This window comes from Kordiimonas sp. UBA4487, assembly GCF_002389025.1.
GTDB lineage: Bacteria > Pseudomonadota > Alphaproteobacteria > Sphingomonadales > Kordiimonadaceae > Kordiimonas > Kordiimonas lacus.
This window is the reverse complement of sequence record NZ_DGNR01000011.1, coordinates 278,514-298,484: the sequence shown is the minus strand read 5'-3', so window position 1 is coordinate 298,484 and position 19,971 is coordinate 278,514. Positions and strand designations below refer to the sequence as shown.

Here is a 19,971-nt window from a genome sequence, read left to right as displayed (position 1 = left end):
AAATGAAATTCCTTGATACTTCAAACATCCGCGGCGACGTGATGGGCGGCCTGACGGCCGGTATCGTTGCATTGCCGCTGGCGCTTGCCTTTGGTGAAGCGTCTGGCGCCGGCCCGATCGCGGGTCTGTACGGCGCTATCATCGTTGGTTTCTTTGCCGCCCTCTTTGGTGGTACCGGCAGCCAGATTTCCGGCCCGACCGGCCCGATGGTTGTTGTGTTCGCGGGCGTGTTCGCCAGCCTGTCGGGTGAACCCGCGCTGGTTTTCGCGGCCGTGGTGCTGGCGGGCCTGCTGCAGATCCTGTTCGGGGTCTTCAAGCTTGGCCAATTTATCCGCCTGGTGCCGTACCCTGTAGTGTCCGGCTTCATGAGCGGCATCGGCGTGATCATCATCGCGCTCCAGCTGGCGCGTCTGTTCGGTCATGAGCCGGAAGGCAGCGGCACTATCCCCGCTATTGCCTCCATTCCGGGCGCCGTGATGGACCCGAACATGGTCGCGCTTGCGCTTGGCCTGCTGACGCTTGCAATCGTATTCTTCTGGCCGAAGAACCTGGGCAAATGGGTGCCTGCGCCCCTGGCGGCGCTTGCGATCGCCACGGGCCTTTCGGTAATGATCTCCGGTGCGCCGATCCTGGGTGACGTACCAACCGGTCTGCCGTCCTTCATTATGCCGGCCTTCTCCGGCGACACGATCTTCATCGTGCTTGAAGCCGCTGTGCTGCTGGCGCTTCTGGGTGCCATCGACAGCCTTCTGACCTCCCTTGTGGCCGACAACATGACGCGCACGCGCCATGATTCGAACCAGGAACTGGTGGGTCAGGGCATCGGTAACACCATCGCAGGCCTCTTTGGTGCTGTGCCGGGCGCGGGTGCTACCATGCGGACAGTTGTGAACATCCGCTCTGGCGGCCAGTTCAAGCTTTCCGGCATGATCCACGGCCTTGTGCTTCTGGCAGTCGCGCTGGTGCTGGCACCGGTGGCAAGCCTGATCCCGCATGCCGCCCTCGCCGGTATCCTGATCAAGGTTGGCTATGACATCATCGACTGGACCTACCTGAAGCGTGCCCACAAAGGTCCGCGCTGGGACCTGGCATTGATGGCTGTTGTTCTGGGCCTGACTGTGTTCGTTGACCTGATCACTGCCGTGGCGGCTGGTGTGGTGCTGGCGGCTCTCGCCTTCATCAAGCAGCTCTCGGAGCAGCAGATCAAGAACCTGCAGGTGATTGACCGTGAAGTGGCTGACCCAGAGGAGCGTGCGCTTCTGACCTCGCTGAGGGACCGGGTTTCCGTGTTCGACTTTGGCGGCCCGCTTTCCTTCGGTGCAGCGGCTGACCTGGGTCACCATGTGCGCGAGAAAGCCGATGGCGCCACGCGTATCCTGATCATGGATTTCACCCGCGTGCCGTTCCTCGACCTCTCAGCTGCCAAGGCTGTGGAAACCATCGTTGAGGACGCCCGCCACGCAGGCAAGGGCCTGTTCTTCGTGGGTGCGTCAGTAGACGTGCGGTCTGTGATCGACGGCCTTCAGGTGGCGACCGGCATGGCAGACGCCCACTGGTTTGACAACCGCATGGTTGCGCTGACGGAAGCGGCGAACCTGATCGAAAAGGATGAAACCGATACGCTGCGCATGGCGGCTGTACCGGCTGAGTAATTCACTTTTCCTATCCACCTTGGGCGCCCTTTGGGGCGCCCATTTTTTTTGCCTGAAATCAGTCTTTCAGAAATTTGGGTCTACCTGAAGTCTGGCTCCGCGTCCCAGTCGAAGCCTGCAGGCGGACCATCTGACACGCTGTCTTTGAAGGCCGGGTCGCGTTTCTCCAGAAAGCTTTGAACCCCTTCCTTACCGTCGCGCATGCTGGTGTGCAGCATGGTGCGGCTTTCGGCTTTGTGGGCCTCCATCGGGTGGCTGGCCCCCATCATGCGCCACAGAAGTTGCCGGTTCAGCGCCACAGACATGGCGCTTGTGCGCGCTGAAAAGCTCTCCGCGATCTCATGGGCGCGCGCCAGAAGCGCGTCGGGTTCGACAATCTCTGAAATCAGGCCGCCGGCCAGTGCCTCATTCGCCTTGAAGACGCGGCCCGTGTAGGACCATTCGGCTGCTTTCGCGATGCCCACCAGGCGCGGCAGGAACCAGCTGGCACAGCTCTCCAGCGTGATGCCGCGCTCGGCGAACACGAAGCCGAATTTGGCGAAGGGCGACGCGATGCGCACGTCCATCGGCAGCTGCATGGTGGTGCCCACGCCCACGCTGGCGCCGTTGATGGCACCAATCAGCGGCTTTTTCATGCGGTACATGCGCAAGACCACCCGCCCGCCGGTGTCGCGGTTCTTTTCCATTTCAGGCGATGTGGGGTCCACGGTCTCATCCAGCCCGAACACATTGCCGTCGGCCGAGAGGTCCATGCCTGCGCAGAAGGCCCGCCCGGCGCCGGTGAAGATCACGGCGCGCACGCTGTCGTCATTGTCGGCGCGGTCCAGCACCTCTTCCATTTCCCGTCCCATGGTGGGGGTGAAGGCATTCATATTATCGGGCCGGTTCAGTGTGACGGTCACAACCGGGCCGTCCTGGTCATAGATCAGTGTTTCATAGCTCATCTTGGGGCTCCCTGTTTGATGTGATCATAGGGCGGTGCGCGGCGGAGGAAAGTGCGCGCCCGCTTGCCTTTCCAGACTGTTCAGTCCATTTTAAGTGAAATCCTTGGGGAGGGAGGCTTCGATGAAAACCTGGTTTCTGGAACAATTGGCCATGTATTCGGCCTATCACCGCGATGGCCGCAACCAGGCCACGCATCATATCGGCGTGCCGATGATTGTCTTTTCGCTTCTTGTGCTCACCAGCACCGTGCCGCTGATGGCGCTGGAGGTCGGGCGGATCACGCTGGCGGCGGCCCTGATTGGCGTGCTGCTGCTTTATTACATTATCAATGCGCCGCTGATTGGCACCATCGCTGTGCTGATATACGGCCTGCTGCTGTACCTTGCCGAGATTATGGCGCTTGAGGGCACGGCCTTCGCCGTCAAAAGCTTCGCAGTGCTGTTTATCGTGGGCTGGGCCATCCAGTTCACCGGCCATATTTTCGAAGGTCGCAAGCCGGCGCTTTTTGACAATCTGACTCAGGTCTTTATCGCTCCGGCTTTCCTGATCGCGGAAGTGCTGTTCATGATGGGCCTGGAAACAGGGTTAAAAAAAGAAGTGGAAGCGCGGGCCAAGAAATATATGCCCAAAAATGACGGTTAATTTTCCCCTGAAAATAGAATCCTGAAAGCATGCCGGGTACGATGTAAGTCATTGATTTTATTTATGGTTAACGGACAACTTTACCTAAAGTTTAGGCGTTTTATCCTGTATACTCCTCGTCACCCGAGAGGTTGATATTCCGTATTTGAAGCTGCGGTTGGGGCATACGGAAAGCTGGGTATCGACATGCCAAAGGGTGGTAATGGTGGCGTAGACAACGGCACCGACGATGATGATGTCATCGAAGCAACGGAAAACAAAATCAATGGTGGTGATGGCAGTGACGTCATCACGGGTACAGACGCCGCTGACCGCGTCAATGCGGGCGACGGCGATGACACGGTCACCGGTGGCGCCGGGGACGACACGCTGTATGGCAATGACGGATCAGACACGGCCGTATTTTCAGGCGACGTTCGTGACTATTCATTTGAAGACGGCAAGGGCAACGCGTTCATCGTTTCAGGCGACGATGGCACAGATACCCTGAAACATATCGACACGCTCGTGTTCGATAATTTCACCTTACTGATTGACGGCACCAATAACGCGCCGCTGGTTGAAGACGCCTTCCTGACAGTTTCCGAAGATGGTTCCGGCAGCACTGATCTTCTTGCCGGTGCCTGGGACTATGAAGGCGAGGCCATTTCGGTTGTGGGTGGGACCAGTGTCTTCGAATTCAATGCCGCGGGGTCGTACGACTATCTCTCTGTGGGCGAAACCGAAGTCCTGGTCTTTGATTTTACAGTCACGGATGGCACCAACGAGGTGATGCGGTCGGTCACGGTAACAGTTGAGGGTGTAAACGATGCGCCTGACGCTGTGGACGACAGCGGCACGGTTAGCGAAGAAGGGCCGCCGATTATCGGTTATGCGCTCGACAATGACAGCGATGTAGACCAAAGCGACACCCTGACGGTTACAGCCGTTGCCGGTGGCGCCGTGGGGTCCACCATCACGCTTGCTTCTGGCGCTGTTGTGATGATGCATGCCAATGGGACCTACAGCTATGATCCGGCTGGCGCATTTGATGACCTGGAAGACGGTGAAACCGCGGCGGACAGCTTTACCTATACGGTTTCTGACGGAAACGGCGGCGAAGATACGGCGACGGTGTCAATCACCATAACCGGTGTTGGCAATGACGAGTTCGAGCTTAGCCAGGCCCCGATTGACCTGGGGGCCGAGGATATCGTCAATGTCGAATATCTCTATTACGAAACCTTCCATGGCGATAACGGTGACAATGAGTTCGCCTATGACGTCGACTATTATATCTATGGCACCCGGGCATATCTTTATGATGGTGATGATATCGTCCAGTTGCGGTCTTTCGCTGAAGGCAACGAGCCGGGCAATCTCTATAATAACTGGCTGTATGGCGACGGTGGCGATGATGCGCTTGGTCTGCAGTCGGGTAGCGGCGCGCAAGGGTGGGGTTATTATAATGGCCTGAGCGGTGGCGCAGACGATGATTTGCTCGTGCTGCAGATCAATGGCGATTATCAGGGATATGCCTACTATAACTTCTTCTACGGCGATCAGGGCAATGACGAAGCCTATCTGCAAGTCAATGGTGATGGATCTGGTTATGGCTGGGGCAACAGCTTCATCTATAATACGCGCTACCATGCAGGCGATGGTGATGACAGCTTCCTGCTGCAGCAGAATGCCACCAATTCCGGCGATGCAGGCATCTATAACAGTTACCTTTATGGCGATGCCGGCAATGACAGCCTGACAGTCGACCAGAACGGTGACGGTAACTACTACAGCTACACATATTACCAACAGATGTATGGCGGTGCCGGTGATGACGAGCTGATCATTGACGCATCCGATGTCACGAATACGGTTTATAATGCCCAAGTATACAGCAACAGGCTCTATGGGCATGATGGTGACGACACACTGACGATCATCGGGTCTGATGAAACCGGATCCCAATATGGTGTGCGCTTCAACCATTTGTCCGGTGGCAACGGCAACGATGTCATCACCATTGTGACCGAAAGCGCCAGCTCATACGCAAACCGGCTGTACGGCGAAGGCGGCAATGACACGCTGCAGTCCGGCGCTGGCCGCGACTATATGTGGGGTGGGTTGGACGCAGACACTTTCGTTTTCGCTGATGGGTTCGCTGATGACTATGTGTTCGACTATCAGGACGGGACGGACAAGATTGATGTTTCCGGCATGAGTGGTGTGAACAGTTTTGATGACCTCAACATCATCGATGCAGGGTCGATTACCTATATCGACTTTGGTGGCGGCGATATCATTGCCCTTGTCAATGTGAACGCCGGCGATCTTGGCGCCGATGATTTCATCTTCTGACGGTAATGGTCGGGGGCCTGGATGTCGATTGCTCCAGCCCCCGGCATCTGCCTGCCAGACCCGAATGGCCCCCTACATAGGGGGCTGGAAACAGGGTTAAAAAAAGAAATTGAGGCGCGGGCCAAGAAATACCTCAAATAGCGCTACAAACTAAAGTTGATCTGCGTGTGATCGGCCAGAACATAAGGTTACAAGAAAAAAGCGCCCAATCAGGCGCTTTTTTTGTTCTCTTTCCCAGTAATCCAAAAGATTTTCATCGAAATTATGGTTAATAAAATACAACTAATAGTATCCGATGCTTAAATCTAGCTAAAAATACAACCTAATTTCAGTATCACAACATGAAGAAACGCAATAATTCGTTAAAATTTTATTTAAATTTGAGATACAATGACGCGCTCGATAGTTCGGAGTTCCCAAATTTGCACGGCTGGGGGTAAATGCTGGGAAAGGACACGACAATGCCTAAGGGCGGTAATGGTGGCGTAGATAACGGCACCGATGACGATGATGTCATCGAAGCAACCGAAAACAAAATCAACGGCGGGGACGGCGATGATGTCATTGTGGGGACAGGCAATGCCGACCGCGTAAATGCCGGGGACGGCGATGATACGGTCACCGGTGGAGCAGGTGACGACACACTCTATGGGAATGATGGGTCGAATACGGCCGTCTTCTCAGGCGATGTGCGGGACTATACATTTGAAGATGGCAGGGGGAATGCTTTCATTGTGTCGGGGGACGATGGCACAGACACCCTGAAGCACTTCGACAGACTGGTGTTTGACAATTTCACAATTGACCTGACCGGCAATAACGCGCCGCTGGTCGATGATCATGCCATGACGGTATCGGAAGATGGCGATGGCAGCCTCGACCTTCTGGCTGGTGCCTGGGACTATGAAGGCGACGAGATGACGGTTACCGGCGCGTCCGCCGGCAGCCTTGATGGCAGCAGCCTGACATATGATGCAGCTGGCAGCTTTGACTATCTGGCCGTTGGCGAAACCGCCGAGGTTGTTGTGGACTATACCGTCAGTGACGGCACGGATTCTTCAGTGGGCTCGGTAACGGTCACGGTTGAAGGCGCCAACGATGGCCCTGTGGCCGCTGACGATGCGGGCTCCACTGACGAGAATACCGCGATCACAATGGATGTTCTGGCCAACGATACAGACGTGGACCTGAGCGACACCCACACGGTTGACAGCGTGTCTGTCAGCTCGGGTGGTGGCACGGCCTCCATTGTTGGCAACCAGGTCCAGTGGGACCCGGGCAGCGACTATGACTATCTGGCTGCGGGCGAAAGCGCGGTGGTTGAGCTTTCCTATTCCATGTCGGACAACAATGGCGGCACCAGCGATGCAACCGCCACCATTACGGTGAATGGTGTCAATGACGCGCCTGAGTTTGCAGGTGGCGATTCTGGGTCTGTCACGGCAGTAGCTGTGGAACCCGATGCCGGGGAGGCCGGACCACTGGTGTTCACGGTTGAGCAATATACCGGGTTCCAGTCCAACAATCTGGCAACGTTGCAGAATTATGCGGCCACGCATGCTGCCAACTATGTCGGTGAAACCGAAGTGATCGATTTCACCGATGATCCGGGCGGCTTCGCAGGCGAAATTCCTGGCAGCAACCCTTGGCCTGCCGCGGCGGCGACTGGATCATCCGGGACGGGCGGCATCAATGATGTCTTCTTCGCCCGGATCACCACCGACTTTAGCGTGTCAGAAGCCGACACCTATACCTTCCGGACCTTCAATGATGACGGCGTCTTCCTCATGGTTGACGGCCAACTGATCATCAGTGACACGGGCTATCATCCGGAAGCACCGTTTGAAGGCAGCATTGCCCTCTCACCTGGCGACCATTCGCTTGAGCTGTTCTTCTTTGAGTATGGCGGCGAAGCATCGCTTGAACTGTCGGTCAGGGATTCATCAGGCAGTTATGAACTGCTGGGTGCTGCGGGCGGCCTTGCTGGCTCTGCCAACGCACTGCTGACGGATTCCGGTACGCTTGATTTCTCCGACGCTGATCTGTCGGACGGTCATTCCGTTTCAGTTGCCGACGGCGGCGCAGGCTATCTGGGCACCTTTGTGGCCACGATCTCCGACCCGTCGCAAGGCGATGGTTCGGGCCAGGTAAGCTGGGACTTCACGGTGGATAACGACGCCCTCGTAGCGCTCGGCGAAGGCGAAAGCCTGACCCAGACCTATGATGTGACGGTATCTGACGGCAATGGCGGCGAAGCGACCGAGACGGTAACCATCACCATGGTGGGCACCAACGAAGCGCCTGTGGTCAGCGGTGTCGGTACGACCGGTGAAGTCACGGAAGACAGCGGCGACGGCCAAGTCGCCACTGGCACCGTGGAAGCGACAGATGCTGATGCGTCGGACGACCTTGAGTGGAGCGGCGATGCGGTCGGGACCTATGGTACCCTCACTGTCGATGCCGACGGCAATTGGGAATACACGCTGGATAACAGCAACCCGGATGTCCAGGCTCTCGACGGGGATTCTGACCCACTGCAGGATGTGTTCACCCTGACCGTCAGTGACGGCATCAGTGATGCAACCGAAGAAGTCATGATCACGATCAACGGTACGGACGAACCGGAAATTCCGGAAATCTCGGAAGGCAACCTGGAGGCTGGCAGCAGTGCCATTGGCTCTGTAGCCCAGGCTGGCTGGTACAATTCCGCGGATCCGGATCACAGTGACTTCTGGTATGTGGCGCTTGAGGCCGGAACGGTTGTAACCATTCAGGTGGACCGTCTGGAATCTGCGCTTGATCCAGCGCTCTTCATCTTCCAGGGCGTGATCGATGATCCTCTTGCCACTTTCGGCACCAACATCGATTTCAATTCCGAGCCCGGTTATATCGGCTTCGCGGATGACGAAATCTGGCGGTCGGATGGTCCTTTCGGTGATCCGCTGTTTACCTTCACCGTTCAGGAAACCGGCATGTATACCTTCATCGTCACCAACTATCTCAGCGGTGGTGACCATGGCGGGGACTTCCAGTTCGACTATCAGATCAGCGTCGACGTTGACTGATACAGCACTGCTGAAGTCTGGAAACAGGTGGGGAGCGCGATTTCGCGCTCCTCTTTTTCTATAGTGGCACTTGGATAGCTGCGTAAGCCGGGAATTGGAGCTTAGGCTTGGGTTTTTAAGTTGAGGCCGGGGAAGTGGATTAAGTGCCTCCATTGAGTGTGTTTTTAGCTTTTTTGGTGTGATATTTTTGACTCATCTTTTGGTTATCCAACGTAATTTCAGCTCGACTGTTACAGAAGTTCTTGTTGTGTTCTTCATATTCCGACATTATCTAGAGTGCAGTAGTGCGAAGGGAAGGCTAAATGGACTCCAAGTTGATAGCGCTGAAGCTGGTGCTTGATGAGTTAGACGAGGAGGATAAGATTTCCTCGGTCAAGGATCGTGTCAGAATTCAAAAGGCCATATATCTTACTCAGCTATTGGGCGTAAATCTTGGCTATGGATATAGCTGGTATATTAAGGGTCCTTACTCGACATCTTTGACACAAGATTACTATCAGTTGGATGAAGAAAAACGGTCGGGGGACTTTGAAAGTGCCAACGTGGCGCTCAATGAAGCTGTAAAGAATAAGCTGCAAGACGTTAAGGCGGTGCTGGAAAAGCCTGATGAAATAGAGCTAGATATTTCAGGGTGGTACGAGCTTTTGGCGTCGATTCACTTTCTAGTGAGGCGCAACGGTAAGCCTTTGGATGCAGCAAAGAGTTACCTAAAGACAGTAAAGCCACATTTACATAACTATTTTGATATTGGTGCCGCTCATCTGCAAAAATGTGCCTTATTATAGGGAGTGTTTGTGGGTACGCACTTCCAACACAAGACAATTACTGACCCAGTCCACGGAAGCATAGGCCTCAGCAAGCTTGAGGCAGAAGTCGCTTCATCCAGGACTTTTCAACGACTTCACAATGTAAGGCAGTTGGGCTTGGCACATCTGGTATTTCCAGGGGCCGGATATTCTCGTTTTTCACACTCAATCGGGGCTTGTCACAATGCAGGTCAAATCCTGAAAGCGATTTCCCGAAACAGTGGCGAAAAAATTAGCAAATCTAAAATAGTAGCATATCGATTGGCGGGACTGCTGCATGATATAGGGCATTATCCTTTCTCACATGCAACTGAACATGTAATCGAAAACTATTATGCTAAAACATTGCTAGCGATTGATGGTCAGAGCGATGCCAATCAACAGTCAGCAATTCCAAACGATCTACCTCCTTCATTTGATCATGAAAATCTCGGGGAACAGATTCTCAAGCATGATGGCGAATTGAGATCAATTTTCGAACGACATGGATTTGAAATTAATACTCTGGAGGATATATTTTCCAAGGGTACCCCGGACCCGCTTATCGGAATAATAAGCTCAGACCTTGACTGCGATCGACTGGACTATTTGCGGCGTACAGCTCATTTCAGTGGTGCGCCTTATGGCTCTGTAGACATCAAATATATAATTGAACAGGCGACTGTAGACGACACCGGCCAATATTGTTTTCTGCAAAAGGCGATGCGTGCAGCTGATCACCTGTTGGTATCAAGATATTATGATTATATGCAGGTCCCGTTTAATAAGACGGTTGCTGCAGTTGAATGGAGTTTGGTGAGCTGCATAAATAAGCTCCTGAAAATAGGCAAACTTGACTGTTCTGCTCAAAATATGATTTGCCAAATTCAGTCTGGGGATTGGTACAATTTTGACGATCAAAATGTTTTTGAAAAACTACGTGAATTGGTAGGTGAACTCTCAACCTCAACCTTAGAAGAGGACATCGTCATACGTGATCATGCTAGGGCAATATTGAACCGGCGCCCCGCTAAAATGATTGCTGCTTGGGAAGAAATTAAGAAAAAAGGCGAATCCTCACTACCTCTTCAGCTATTCGAGAAAGCTAAAAAGGCTGTCGCGGCAAAGTTTGGTATTTCGCCGGATCGGTTTTATGTGTGGAAAGCTCCCCTCCAGCTAAGCAAAATAGCTGGTGAAACAGATCATGACCATTTGGACGATGTCCAAAAGGCTACAGCAGTCAAAATACTTGCAACAGGTAAGCTGGAGGCCGAATTGCTGATTAGTAGACGTGATGCCTTGCTTAGTCAGTTAAGCAACTTCGATTATTCTGGCCGTAGAGTATACTATCTTCCCGAATCGGATGGTGATTCAGGGCCTGAGAAAGCCGAACTTTATGACGCTTTCGTTGAAGAAGTCTGTCATCAGCCGTCTGGTCGATAATACTTAAAGGTAGGGGCTCAAAAGCCACAGCACGCGGCCCAGCGCGCGCTTGAAGGTAGACCGGTTCTTGAAATCGTCCCGTGTCATGGGGGTGGCGCGGCTCATGCGTTCCCGCACCCAGTCGGTCATGGTGCCGGCGAAGCGGGCATCATAGCATTCCACATTGAATTCGAAGTTCAGCTTCAGCGACCGGGCGTCCCAGTTGGAAGACCCGAACAGCACCCAGTCGTCATCCACAATCATCAGTTTGGTATGGTCGAACGGTGGCTCGGACAGATAGAGATTGCAGCCAATCTGCACCAGTTGCCGCGCACCCGATAGCGATGACAGCGCAAAGAGCGGCAGGTTGTTCTGGCTTGGCACCAGGATATCCACCTGTACCCCCCGAAGCGCCGCCTGCTTGAGCGCGGCAATCAACCCCGGTTCCGGCAGGAAATAAGGTGTTACCAGCTGCACCCGTTTGCGCGCGCTTGAAAGCGCGCTTTCCATGATCATGGCGGTCTTGTGGTAATATTCGTCAGGCCCGTCGGGGATGGACCGCGCAGTGATATTGGGCGCTTGCGGTTCAGCGGGCGGCATCCACACCGCGTCATCCAGGTCTTCCTTGGTGGAAAAAGCCCAGTCATCGGCGAAAGCTTCCATCATCTGGCTGACAATGGGGCCCTTGAGGCGGAAGTGGGTGTCGCGCACCCGCGGGCTGCCGTCAGTGCGTTCCAGGTGATGCTTGCGAATGTTCATGCCGCCGGCGAAGCCCATGTTGCCGTCCACGATCAGGAGCTTCCGGTGGGTGCGCAGGTTGAAGAAGGCCAGCCGCCACGACAGCCGCGCCGGGTTGAACACCGCCACAGGCACCCCGCGCCGCCTGAGAAGGTTCGAGACCGGCTTCAGGCCATAAAGGTTGCCCACTGCATCCACCAGCACCCGCACCTGAACGCCGCGTTCGTGCGCCCGCGCCAGTGCGGCTACGAACCGCCTGCCAGCCTGGTCCGCCTGGAAGATATAGGTGGTCAGCGCGACGGTGCGTTTGGCGCCGTCGATGGCCTGGATCATGGCGTCATAGGCTTCGCGCCCGCCCGTCAGTGGCTCAATGCTGTTACCCAGCGTCAGCGGCAGGTTGGTAACACGGCCGCCAAGGCGCGCGTGGGCCTGCCACCGGTTGGCCGCGTCCGGCACGCCGTCAGTCAAGGCGGGGCCTTCAGGCTCGCGTGCGTGTTCGGGCCTCGGTGCCATGCCCCGGCGTTCCCGCACGCGCCGGGCCCGGCGCCTGATGCGGTTGATGCCGAACAGGATGTAGCTCAGCAGCCCCAGCATGGGGGCGATCCAGACCAGGCCGATCCAGGTGATGGCCGAGCGCACGTCATTCTTGGTGCGCAGAATATGGATGCTGGCAAGCAGCTGGGCCAGGAAAACAAAGCCCACTATCAGCCAGCCGTTAGGCCATATCAGTGCTTCCAGATTCATAATTCCCCATCCGAATGATCTTCTTATCACCATATAGGGGTTTGGCCCCGCCTGTGAAGGCCCAAAGATGATTTGGCAGACCGCCCTAGGCGCCTGAAATTACAGGCTGATTTCTTGCTTGAGCAGGGCGGGGAATGGCGCTAGCGTGCGCTCATGGCCTCACGTTCCACATTCGCGACCGCCCCGAAACCCTTGCGGGCAGACGATCTTGCCTGCTTCCGTGGCGGGCGGATGGTGTTTGAGCGTCTTTCCTTCACCCTTGATCCCGGCGAGCTTCTGTATCTCAGGGGCAAAAACGGCAGCGGCAAATCGACGCTCCTCAGGTTGATCGCGGGCTATCTGCGCATCCACGGTGGCACGCTGATGGTTGGCGATGACGCCTGGTGGCGCGGCGATGCGGCGCTCTCGGAAGCACTGATTTATGCCGGCCACGACAATGCGCTGAAGCCGGTGCTGACGCTGCGGGAAAACGCCCGCGAGCTGACGCGCCTGATGACCGGGCACGCCGTGGGCGATGTGGCGCTGGCGGACGCCGCCGACGTGTTCGGCCTGACCGGGCTTCTGGACCAGCCGGTGCGATATTTTTCCAGCGGGCAGCGGCACCGGTCGAATCTGATGCGTTTCGCTTACCTGAAGCGCCCGCTGTGGCTGATGGATGAACCCACCGTGGGTTTGGACACTGAAAACCGCGAAGCGCTGGCGGGCCTGATGCGTGCCCACCTGGACGCGGGCGGCATGATCATTGCCGCGACCCACGACCCGATCGGGGTTGAGGGCGCGATGATTGACATGCGCGACTATCAGCCCAAAGTCAGCCTTGAGGAGGCATGGCTATGACCATGGCTCCCGATACTTCCCTTAGCGGTATTTTCTTCGGCATCGTGAAGCGCGATGTGCGCCTGGCCTGGTCGCAGGGCGGCACGGGCACCATGGCGCTCAGCTTCTTCCTGATTGCCGTCACCCTGTTCCCGTTTGGCGTGGGGCCGGAGCCGCAGATCCTGGCGCGTATCGCGCCAGGCGTTATTTGGGTGGTGGCTTTGCTTGCGTGCCTGATCAGCCTTGACCGGCTGTATCAGGCGGATTTTGAAGACGGCAGTCTGGATGATCTGGCGCTGTCGCCCCTTGGGCTCACGGGCGTGGCGGCGGCCAAGATTTTGGCGCACTGGGTCTCCACCGTGCTGCCGCTTGTGGTCATCTCGCCGGTCCTTGGCATGCTGATGAACCTGCCGGACGGCGCCTATGGGACGCTGTTGATCTCGCTTCTTGTCGGCACGCCCGCGCTCAGCCTGATCGGCAGCATGGGCGCGGCGCTGACGGTATCGGTGCGCCGGGGCGGGGTTTTGCTCTCACTTCTGGTGCTGCCCCTTTATGTGCCGACGCTGATTTTCGCCGTGGGCGCGGTGGACGCGACCGCCGGACTGGTGGACCCAACCCAGCCGCTGGCGCTTCTGGGGGCGGCCAGTTTGCTGGCGCTTGTGATCGGCCCGTTTGTCAGCGCCCAGGCGCTTCGCTTGTCGCTTGAATAGTGCTGGCGCTGTCGCTTGAATAACAAGGCTGTGTGAGGCATCACGTCGCACTTGCCGCGCGCGCGGGATCACTATAGGTAAAGGCCATGCATAGATTCGCCAATCCAGCTCAGTTCAACCGCCTGGCAGACAGGATTCTGCCTTGGGCGAAACTTGTGCTGGCGGCATCGCTTGTCTATGGCCTCTATCTGGCGTTCCTCGGCAGCCCACCGGACCAGTATCAGGGCGAAAGCGTGCGCATCATGTATGTGCATGTGCCGGCGGCCTGGATGGCCATGTTCTGCTATCTGGTGGTGGCAGGCGCAAGCTTCACCGAATTTGTCTGGCGCCACCCGCTGGCGATCCTGGCGGGCAAGGCCGCCGCGCCCATTGGCGCCACCTTCACGGCGCTGGCGCTGATCACCGGCGCGCTGTGGGGCAAACCCACCTGGGGCACCTATTGGCAGTGGGACGGTCGCATGACATCGGTGCTGGTGCTGTTTTTCCTGTATCTGGGTTATATGGCCATCTGGCGCAGCATGGATGAGGAAGACAAGGCAGGCCGCGCGGCCTCCATCCTCGCACTTGTGGGCGTGATCAACCTGCCGATCATCAAATTCTCGGTCGAATGGTGGAACACGCTGCATCAGCCCGCCAGCGTGTTCCGGCTGGACGGGCCGACCATCAGCGCCGACATGCTCTGGCCGTTGTTTATGATGGCCATCGCCTTCAAGGCCTATTTTGTTCTCGTGTTTCTCTATAGGATGAAGCTCGAGATCAACCGCCGCAAGCTCAGTGTCTTGCGCATGAGCAGGGTGACCGGCTGATGACAGACCTTTTTGACATGGGCAGTGTAGGCCCCTTTGTCTGGGGCGCTTATGGCGTCACTGCCGTGGCGCTTGTGGCGCTTGCGGTTCTCAGCCTGCGTGCGAATAAGGCGGCGGCGGCAGAGGTGGAGCGCATGCGCCCGAAGCGCCGCAGGAAACCTGACGAGGGAGACAGCTGATGGCGGGCCTTAAGACCAGAAAACGCCAGCGCCTTGTGGTGATGATTGTGGCTGTGGCCGTGCTTGCGCTTGCTGCCTTCCTGATCGTATTCGCCGGGCGCCAGACCGGCAGCTTCAACCTGTTTCTGCAGCCCTCCGAGGTGTTCCAGCAGAAGGTGGCCGTGGGCCAGCGTTTTCGCCTGGGCGGCCTGGTGGAAACCGGCTCGGTCGCGCGCAAGGATGACGGTCTGACGTACGAGTTCCGGGTGACAGACTGCGCCGCAGACCTGCCGGTGAGCTATACTGGCATCATGCCCAGCCTGTTCCGTGAAGGCCAGGGTGTGGTCTCCGAAGGCGCGCTGAACGCCGATGGGGTCTTTGTGGCCGACACGGTTCTGGCCAAGCACGATGAAAATTACGCAGCCCCCGGCACACTGCCGAAGAATGAAGAAGCCTGCGGCCACCCTGAAGCCCTGACGGCAGGGCAGGACGGCAGATGATCGCAGAGCTGGGCCATTTCGCCACCATCCTGGCGCTTGTGTTGGCGCTTCTTGGTGCTACGGTGCCGCATGTGGGCATCGCCCGCGGCGACAGCCGCCTGATGGCGGTAGCGGACAATGCGGCGATCGGCCAGTTCCTGATGGCGATCATTGCGTTCGGCGCCTTGATGTACAGCTATATCATCTCTGATTTTTCCGTTTACGCCGTGGCTGCCAATTCGCATTCGGCCAAGCCGATGCTCTATAAGATCGCGGGCGTGTGGGGCAACCATGAGGGCAGCCTGTTGCTGTGGATATTGATGCTGACGCTGTTTGCCGCCGCCCTGTCGCTCAAGGGCCGCAAGCTGCCGCAGCGCTTCCGCACACGGGTGATCGCGGTGCAGAGCGCCCTTGTGGTTGGCTTCCTGCTGTTTATCATTTTCACCAGCAACCCGTTCGTCCGGCTTGACCCGGCGCCTTTTGAAGGCAACGGCCTGAACCCCCTGCTGCAGGACCCGGGCCTCGCCTTCCATCCGCCCATGCTGTACCTCGGGTATGTCGGCCTGTCCGTCGCCTTTTCCTTTGCCGTCGCGGCGCTGATCGAAGGCGAAGTGACGCCCCTGTGGGCGCGCTGGGTGCGGCCTTGGACCTTGGTGGCCTGGATGTTCCTGACGGCCGGTATCATTCTGGGGTCATGGTGGGCCTATTATGAGCTCGGCTGGGGCGGCTGGTGGTTCTGGGACCCGGCTGAAAACGCCAGCTTCATGCCCTGGCTTGTGGCAACGGCGCTCCTGCATTCTGCCATTGTGGTGGAAAAACGCGACGCGCTCAAAAGCTGGACGATCCTGCTGTCGATCGTGGCCTTCTCGTTCAGCCTCTTGGGCACGTTCCTGGTGCGCTCGGGCGTGATCACCAGCGTGCATGCCTTCGCCAATGACCCAGCGCGGGGCGTCTTCATTCTGGCCTTCCTGGTGGTCGTGATCGGCGGGGCGCTGACACTCTATGCCTGGCGTGCACCCAAACTGACACCGGGCGGCTTGTTCGGGCTCGTGAGCCGCGAAAGCGCACTTGTCCTCAATAACATCCTGCTGTCGACCTTCGCCGGTGTGGTGCTGGTGGGTACTCTGTATCCGCTGGTGCTTGAAGCCATGGGTTCCGGGCAGATCAGCGTGGGCGCGCCCTTCTTCGATTTCGGTGCAATTGTCTTGATGAGCCCCCTCATTGTGGCGCTGGGGTTTGGGCCGTTGCTGGCCTGGAAACGCGGGCGTCTGCCACGCGCGGCCACCACGCTGTTGCCGGCGCTTGTTGTGGGGCTGGTGGTGGGGCTGTTCACCTATTGGCAAACGGCAGGCGGCCTGGTGATGACCGCCTTCGGCCTGCTGCTGGCGACCTGGCTTTTGGCGTCTGTGGCGATGGAAATCGCGGAGCGCACCCAACTGGTCAAGAATCCGGCGGGCTTCCTGCGCCGCCTGCGCCACCTGCCGCGGGCCGGCTGGGGCATGAGCCTGGCACATGCTGGCGTTGCGGTGCTGCTGTTCGGCATCACCATTTCCGAGGCCTGGACCGAGGAAAAGCTGGTGATCATGCAGCGCGGTGATACGGCTGAGGTGGGCGACTATAGCGTCCGGTTTGACGGCGTGGCGCCGGTTACGGGCCCCAATTATACTGCCATTCAGGGCCATTTTTACGCTAGCCCGAAATCGGGCGGTGCCGACATTACGCTTGAGCCGCAGGACCGGCTCTATACAGACCCAGTGATGAACACCACCGAAGCCGCGATCCATTCGATGGTGTCGGGCGACCTGTATGCCGTGATCGGCGAGGCCGCGGGCGGGGGGCGCTGGTCTGTCCGGCTATATTTCAAGCCGTTTGTTGTTGGCCTGTGGCTGGGGGCCGCGATGATGGTTCTGGGCGGCTTGCTGTCGCTCAGCGACCGGCGGCTCCGGGTCGGCGCACCCAAGGCGAAAAAATTGAGCGCGGAGGCCTGATCATGCAGCGGTTTGTCCCCCTTATCATCGTTCTCGCGCTGGCGGGCCTGTTCTTCATGATGATGACACAGGAGGGCCGCAACCCGAATGAGATCAAAAGCGTGATGATCGGCAAACCGGCACCGGCTTTTGCGCTGCCGGGACTGGACGCCGGTGCGCCCGGGCTGACGGACGCGGACCTCAGGACCGGGGAACCGGTGCTGGTGAATTTCTTTGCCAGTTGGTGTGTGCCGTGCCGTGCCGAACATGAAAGCCTGATGGCGTTGGCACGCGAACACGGCGTAAGCATCATTGGCATCGCCTACAAGGACACGCCGGACCGGTCGCTCGCTTTCCTGGATGAGCTTGGCAACCCGTTTGCAAAAACCGGCGCTGACCTGGATGGCCGTGTGGCCATTGACTGGGGCGTGACCGGTGTGCCGGAAACCTTCCTGGTCGACGGCAGCGGCACCATTGTCTACCGCCACTGGGGCCCGATTGTGGGCGACGGGCTTGAAGCCCAGGTGCTGCCGGCCCTGGAGGCGCTGAAATGATGCGCGCGCTCACAGCAATCCTGCTTACCATTGCCCTGACTGTCGCGGCGCTTGCGGTCGCGGTGGATGAAAAGCCGCTCGAAGACCCGGCCAAGGAAGCCATGGCGCGGGAGCTGATGAAAGAGCTGCGCTGTGTGGTATGCCAGAACCAGTCGATTGAGGATTCGAACGCCGATATTGCGCGTGACCTTCGGCAGATTGTGCGCGAACGCATCGCCATGGGCGACACGCCGGATAATGTGAAGGCCTATCTGGTTGACCGCTACGGCGATTATGTACTGCTCGAGCCGCCCTTGAAGCCGACCACCTATTTCCTGTGGGGCTCGCCGTTCATTTTCCTGGGTTTTGTGGTTTATATGGTGCTCCGGTCCCGCAAGAAACCCGTTGCGCCGGTGCCGCTCAGCGCTGAAGAACAGGCCGAACTTGATAAGATTCTCGGCAAGCGAAAGGACGACGTATGATCTGGCTTTTGCTTGCCCTGACAGCCCTTCTGGTTGCGCTCGTGCTGATCATTGGACGCGGGCGCGGCAAGACGGTCGACCCGCTGGATCATTACCGCGCCCAGCTTGATGAAATCACGGAAGATGAGGCCCGCGGCGTCGTGGACGCGGAAAGCGCCCGGGCGGCCCGCCTTGAGGTTGAGCGCCGCATTCTCAAGGTGGCAAAACAGAAAACCAGCGCGGGCACAGTTGTGGGCGACAAGCGCCTGCCGGTCCTGCTGGCTGCGGTAACCCTTGTGGCTGCCTTCACGCTCTATGGCTTCATGGGGCGGCCCGACCTGCCGGCTAAACCCGGCATGGTGGCAAGCAGCCTCGACCAGTTGGTGGAAGAAGGCGGTCCGACGTTTGGTGAAGCCATCAAGTCCATCCAGAAGCACCTGAAGGACGCGCCGCAGGACCAGAAAGCCTGGGAAATACTGGCCAAGACCTCGCGGTCTGTGCGCGATTTCTCGACCGCCGCCAACGCCTTCGGCCAGCTTGCCATGCTGGACCCAACCAATGCCACCTGGCGCGCGCAACAGCTGGAAGCCATGATTGCCATGTCCGGGGGGCAGATTTCGCCCGCCACCCGCCTGGTGCTGGGCAAGCTGATCGAAGAGTTCCCGGACCATGCAGCGGGACAATATTATCTGGGCCTCGCCCGCCTGCAGGCGGGTGATGAGGTGGGCGCAAAGGCCACTTGGACGGCGCTGGCTGACAGGTCTGCGCCTGATGCGCCCTGGATGCCGGTTCTCAGGCGCCAGCTCTCAAGTCTGGGCGTTGCGCCGCCGAAATTGACGGACGAGCAAGTCGCGTCGGTTGAGAATATGACCGAAGACCAGCGCCGGGCCTTCATCGCCAGCATGATGGCGCGGCTTGAAGCCAAGCTCGAATCGGCGCCGGATGACGCCGAGGGTTGGATGATGCTGGCGCGCTCCTACCTTGCGATGGGGGACCAGGATGCGGCGATTGATGCCCTGGAGCGCGGTTTAAGCCATGTTTCAGGCGAAAAGGCTGCTGTCTTGCAGGCCTTTCTTGACAATTTGACGTCCAATCCCGATCTTTAAGACTCTGGTCAGAATTGCGCAGTAATATGCGCGACAGGAGCTTTGGCCCGTCAGGGCTCCCAATGGATACCGGAACATTAATCGGCCCGAAGAATTCGACTGCCAGATTCCAGCGCTAAAATAGCCTACTCGTGAGATTGAGGTCAAAAGACCATGGTCGACATTAACCCGAACGCCTCTGGGCTTCAGTCCCAGTTGCAGGCTCAGCTTCAGAATGGCCGTGGTGCACGGGCCGCAGCAAACAAACTCGACCTGACGCCCCGCCCGACGGACGTGATCGAGGAGCGTATCAAGGCGCGCCAGAGCGAAGGCAACAGGCAGGCGCCGGCGCAGCAATCTGAAAAATCGAACCGGAACGCGGACCTGTCCTCGTCGCAGGAGCTTGAGGCGGCGCAAAGCAGGGTTGGCGAACTGGGCGCCGGGCAGCGGGAAGCGCCGATCGGCCGTTTGTCAACTCAGGCAAACAGCCAGCGCGATGTGCCGCTGGGGCAGATCATCGATATCCGCGTCTGATTTTCTTTCTTCTTTTTTCAGTCTGGACTGAAACACCCCTTGCATTCTGCAGTATCATTACTATATTTCGAATAATATCGAATTGTTTGGAA

Annotated in this window: 18 protein-coding genes; 16 read left to right on the top strand and 2 right to left on the bottom strand. The window is 57.8% G+C overall.

Annotated features, from left to right (window positions below):
* Nucleotides 1–2 precede the first annotated feature (2 nt).
* Nucleotides 3–1,652, top strand: coding sequence for a SulP family inorganic anion transporter (locus B3Z17_RS06885; RefSeq protein ID WP_286829123.1), 1,650 nt, complete (start codon nt 3–5; stop codon nt 1,650–1,652).
* A gap of 80 nt (nt 1,653–1,732) precedes the next feature.
* Here the strand turns inward: B3Z17_RS06885 and B3Z17_RS06880 are convergent, their stop codons facing one another.
* Nucleotides 1,733–2,596, bottom strand: coding sequence for a crotonase/enoyl-CoA hydratase family protein (locus B3Z17_RS06880; RefSeq protein WP_286829122.1), 864 nt, complete (start codon nt 2,594–2,596; stop codon nt 1,733–1,735).
* 121 nt (nt 2,597–2,717) lie between these two features.
* Here B3Z17_RS06880 and B3Z17_RS06875 point away from each other — a divergent pair, with 121 nt between their 5' ends.
* The 5 genes from B3Z17_RS06875 (at nt 2,718) to B3Z17_RS06855 (ending at nt 10,869) form a co-directional block, all read left to right on the top strand.
* The gene (locus B3Z17_RS06875; RefSeq protein WP_286829121.1) at nt 2,718–3,239 is read left to right on the top strand and encodes a DUF962 domain-containing protein; all 522 of its coding nucleotides are present in this window, start codon (nt 2,718–2,720) and stop codon (nt 3,237–3,239) included.
* Between the two features lie 186 nt (nt 3,240–3,425).
* Nucleotides 3,426–5,576, top strand: a complete 2,151-nt coding sequence (locus B3Z17_RS06870; protein WP_286829120.1) for an Ig-like domain-containing protein — start codon at nt 3,426–3,428, stop codon at nt 5,574–5,576.
* Nucleotides 5,577–6,037: 461 nt separating this feature from the next.
* Entirely contained in the window at nt 6,038–8,641 is a 2,604-nt protein-coding gene (locus tag B3Z17_RS06865) for a VCBS domain-containing protein (RefSeq protein WP_286829119.1), read from the top strand.
* Between the two features lie 302 nt (nt 8,642–8,943).
* Complete coding sequence (locus B3Z17_RS06860) at nt 8,944–9,426, top strand: hypothetical protein (protein WP_286829118.1); 483 nt, start codon at nt 8,944–8,946, stop codon at nt 9,424–9,426.
* Nucleotides 9,427–9,564: 138 nt separating this feature from the next.
* Nucleotides 9,565–10,869, top strand: a complete 1,305-nt coding sequence (locus B3Z17_RS06855; protein ID WP_286829117.1) for an HD domain-containing protein — start codon at nt 9,565–9,567, stop codon at nt 10,867–10,869.
* Nucleotides 10,870–10,872: 3 nt separating this feature from the next.
* Here the strand turns inward: B3Z17_RS06855 and B3Z17_RS06850 are convergent, their stop codons facing one another.
* Nucleotides 10,873–12,330: a phospholipase D-like domain-containing protein gene (locus B3Z17_RS06850; RefSeq protein WP_286829116.1), complete on the bottom strand. Its 1,458-nt coding sequence runs from the start codon at nt 12,328–12,330 to the stop codon at nt 10,873–10,875.
* A 153-nt stretch (nt 12,331–12,483) separates the two neighbouring features.
* On the opposite strand from B3Z17_RS06850, the gene ccmA reads away from it, so the two are divergent.
* The 10 genes from ccmA to B3Z17_RS06800 all read left to right on the top strand — a co-directional run bounded on the left by ccmA (nt 12,484) and on the right by B3Z17_RS06800 (nt 19,879).
* Nucleotides 12,484–13,167, top strand: coding sequence for a heme ABC exporter ATP-binding protein CcmA (gene ccmA / locus B3Z17_RS06845; RefSeq protein ID WP_068308472.1), 684 nt, complete (start codon nt 12,484–12,486; stop codon nt 13,165–13,167).
* Nucleotides 13,164–13,856: a heme exporter protein CcmB gene (gene ccmB, locus B3Z17_RS06840; RefSeq protein WP_286829115.1), complete on the top strand. Its 693-nt coding sequence runs from the start codon at nt 13,164–13,166 to the stop codon at nt 13,854–13,856. The genes ccmA and ccmB overlap by 4 nt, the downstream gene beginning before the upstream one ends.
* Nucleotides 13,857–13,942: 86 nt before the next feature.
* Nucleotides 13,943–14,662, top strand: a complete 720-nt coding sequence (locus B3Z17_RS06835; protein WP_286829114.1) for a heme ABC transporter permease — start codon at nt 13,943–13,945, stop codon at nt 14,660–14,662.
* Nucleotides 14,662–14,841 (top strand): heme exporter protein CcmD, encoded by a 180-nt coding sequence (gene ccmD / locus B3Z17_RS06830; RefSeq protein WP_286829113.1) that lies wholly within the window; start codon nt 14,662–14,664, stop codon nt 14,839–14,841. Before B3Z17_RS06835 ends, ccmD begins: the two co-directional genes overlap by 1 nt.
* Nucleotides 14,841–15,320, top strand: a complete 480-nt coding sequence (gene ccmE / locus B3Z17_RS06825; protein WP_068308468.1) for a cytochrome c maturation protein CcmE — start codon at nt 14,841–14,843, stop codon at nt 15,318–15,320. The genes ccmD and ccmE overlap by 1 nt, the downstream gene beginning before the upstream one ends.
* Nucleotides 15,317–17,287 (top strand): heme lyase CcmF/NrfE family subunit, encoded by a 1,971-nt coding sequence (locus tag B3Z17_RS06820; RefSeq protein ID WP_286829112.1) that lies wholly within the window; start codon nt 15,317–15,319, stop codon nt 17,285–17,287. The genes ccmE and B3Z17_RS06820 overlap by 4 nt, the downstream gene beginning before the upstream one ends.
* A 2-nt stretch (nt 17,288–17,289) precedes the next feature.
* Nucleotides 17,290–17,820, top strand: coding sequence for a DsbE family thiol:disulfide interchange protein (locus B3Z17_RS06815; RefSeq protein WP_286829111.1), 531 nt, complete (start codon nt 17,290–17,292; stop codon nt 17,818–17,820).
* Complete coding sequence (locus B3Z17_RS06810) at nt 17,817–18,281, top strand: cytochrome c-type biogenesis protein (protein ID WP_286829110.1); 465 nt, start codon at nt 17,817–17,819, stop codon at nt 18,279–18,281. The genes B3Z17_RS06815 and B3Z17_RS06810 overlap by 4 nt, the downstream gene beginning before the upstream one ends.
* On the top strand, nt 18,278–19,366 hold the full coding sequence (gene ccmI, locus B3Z17_RS06805) for a c-type cytochrome biogenesis protein CcmI (RefSeq protein ID WP_286829109.1): 1,089 nt from the start codon (nt 18,278–18,280) through the stop codon (nt 19,364–19,366). The genes B3Z17_RS06810 and ccmI overlap by 4 nt, the downstream gene beginning before the upstream one ends.
* A gap of 153 nt (nt 19,367–19,519) precedes the next feature.
* Nucleotides 19,520–19,879, top strand: a complete 360-nt coding sequence (locus tag B3Z17_RS06800) for a hypothetical protein (RefSeq protein ID WP_286829108.1) — start codon at nt 19,520–19,522, stop codon at nt 19,877–19,879.
* The last annotated feature ends 92 nt before the right edge of the window (nt 19,880–19,971 follow it).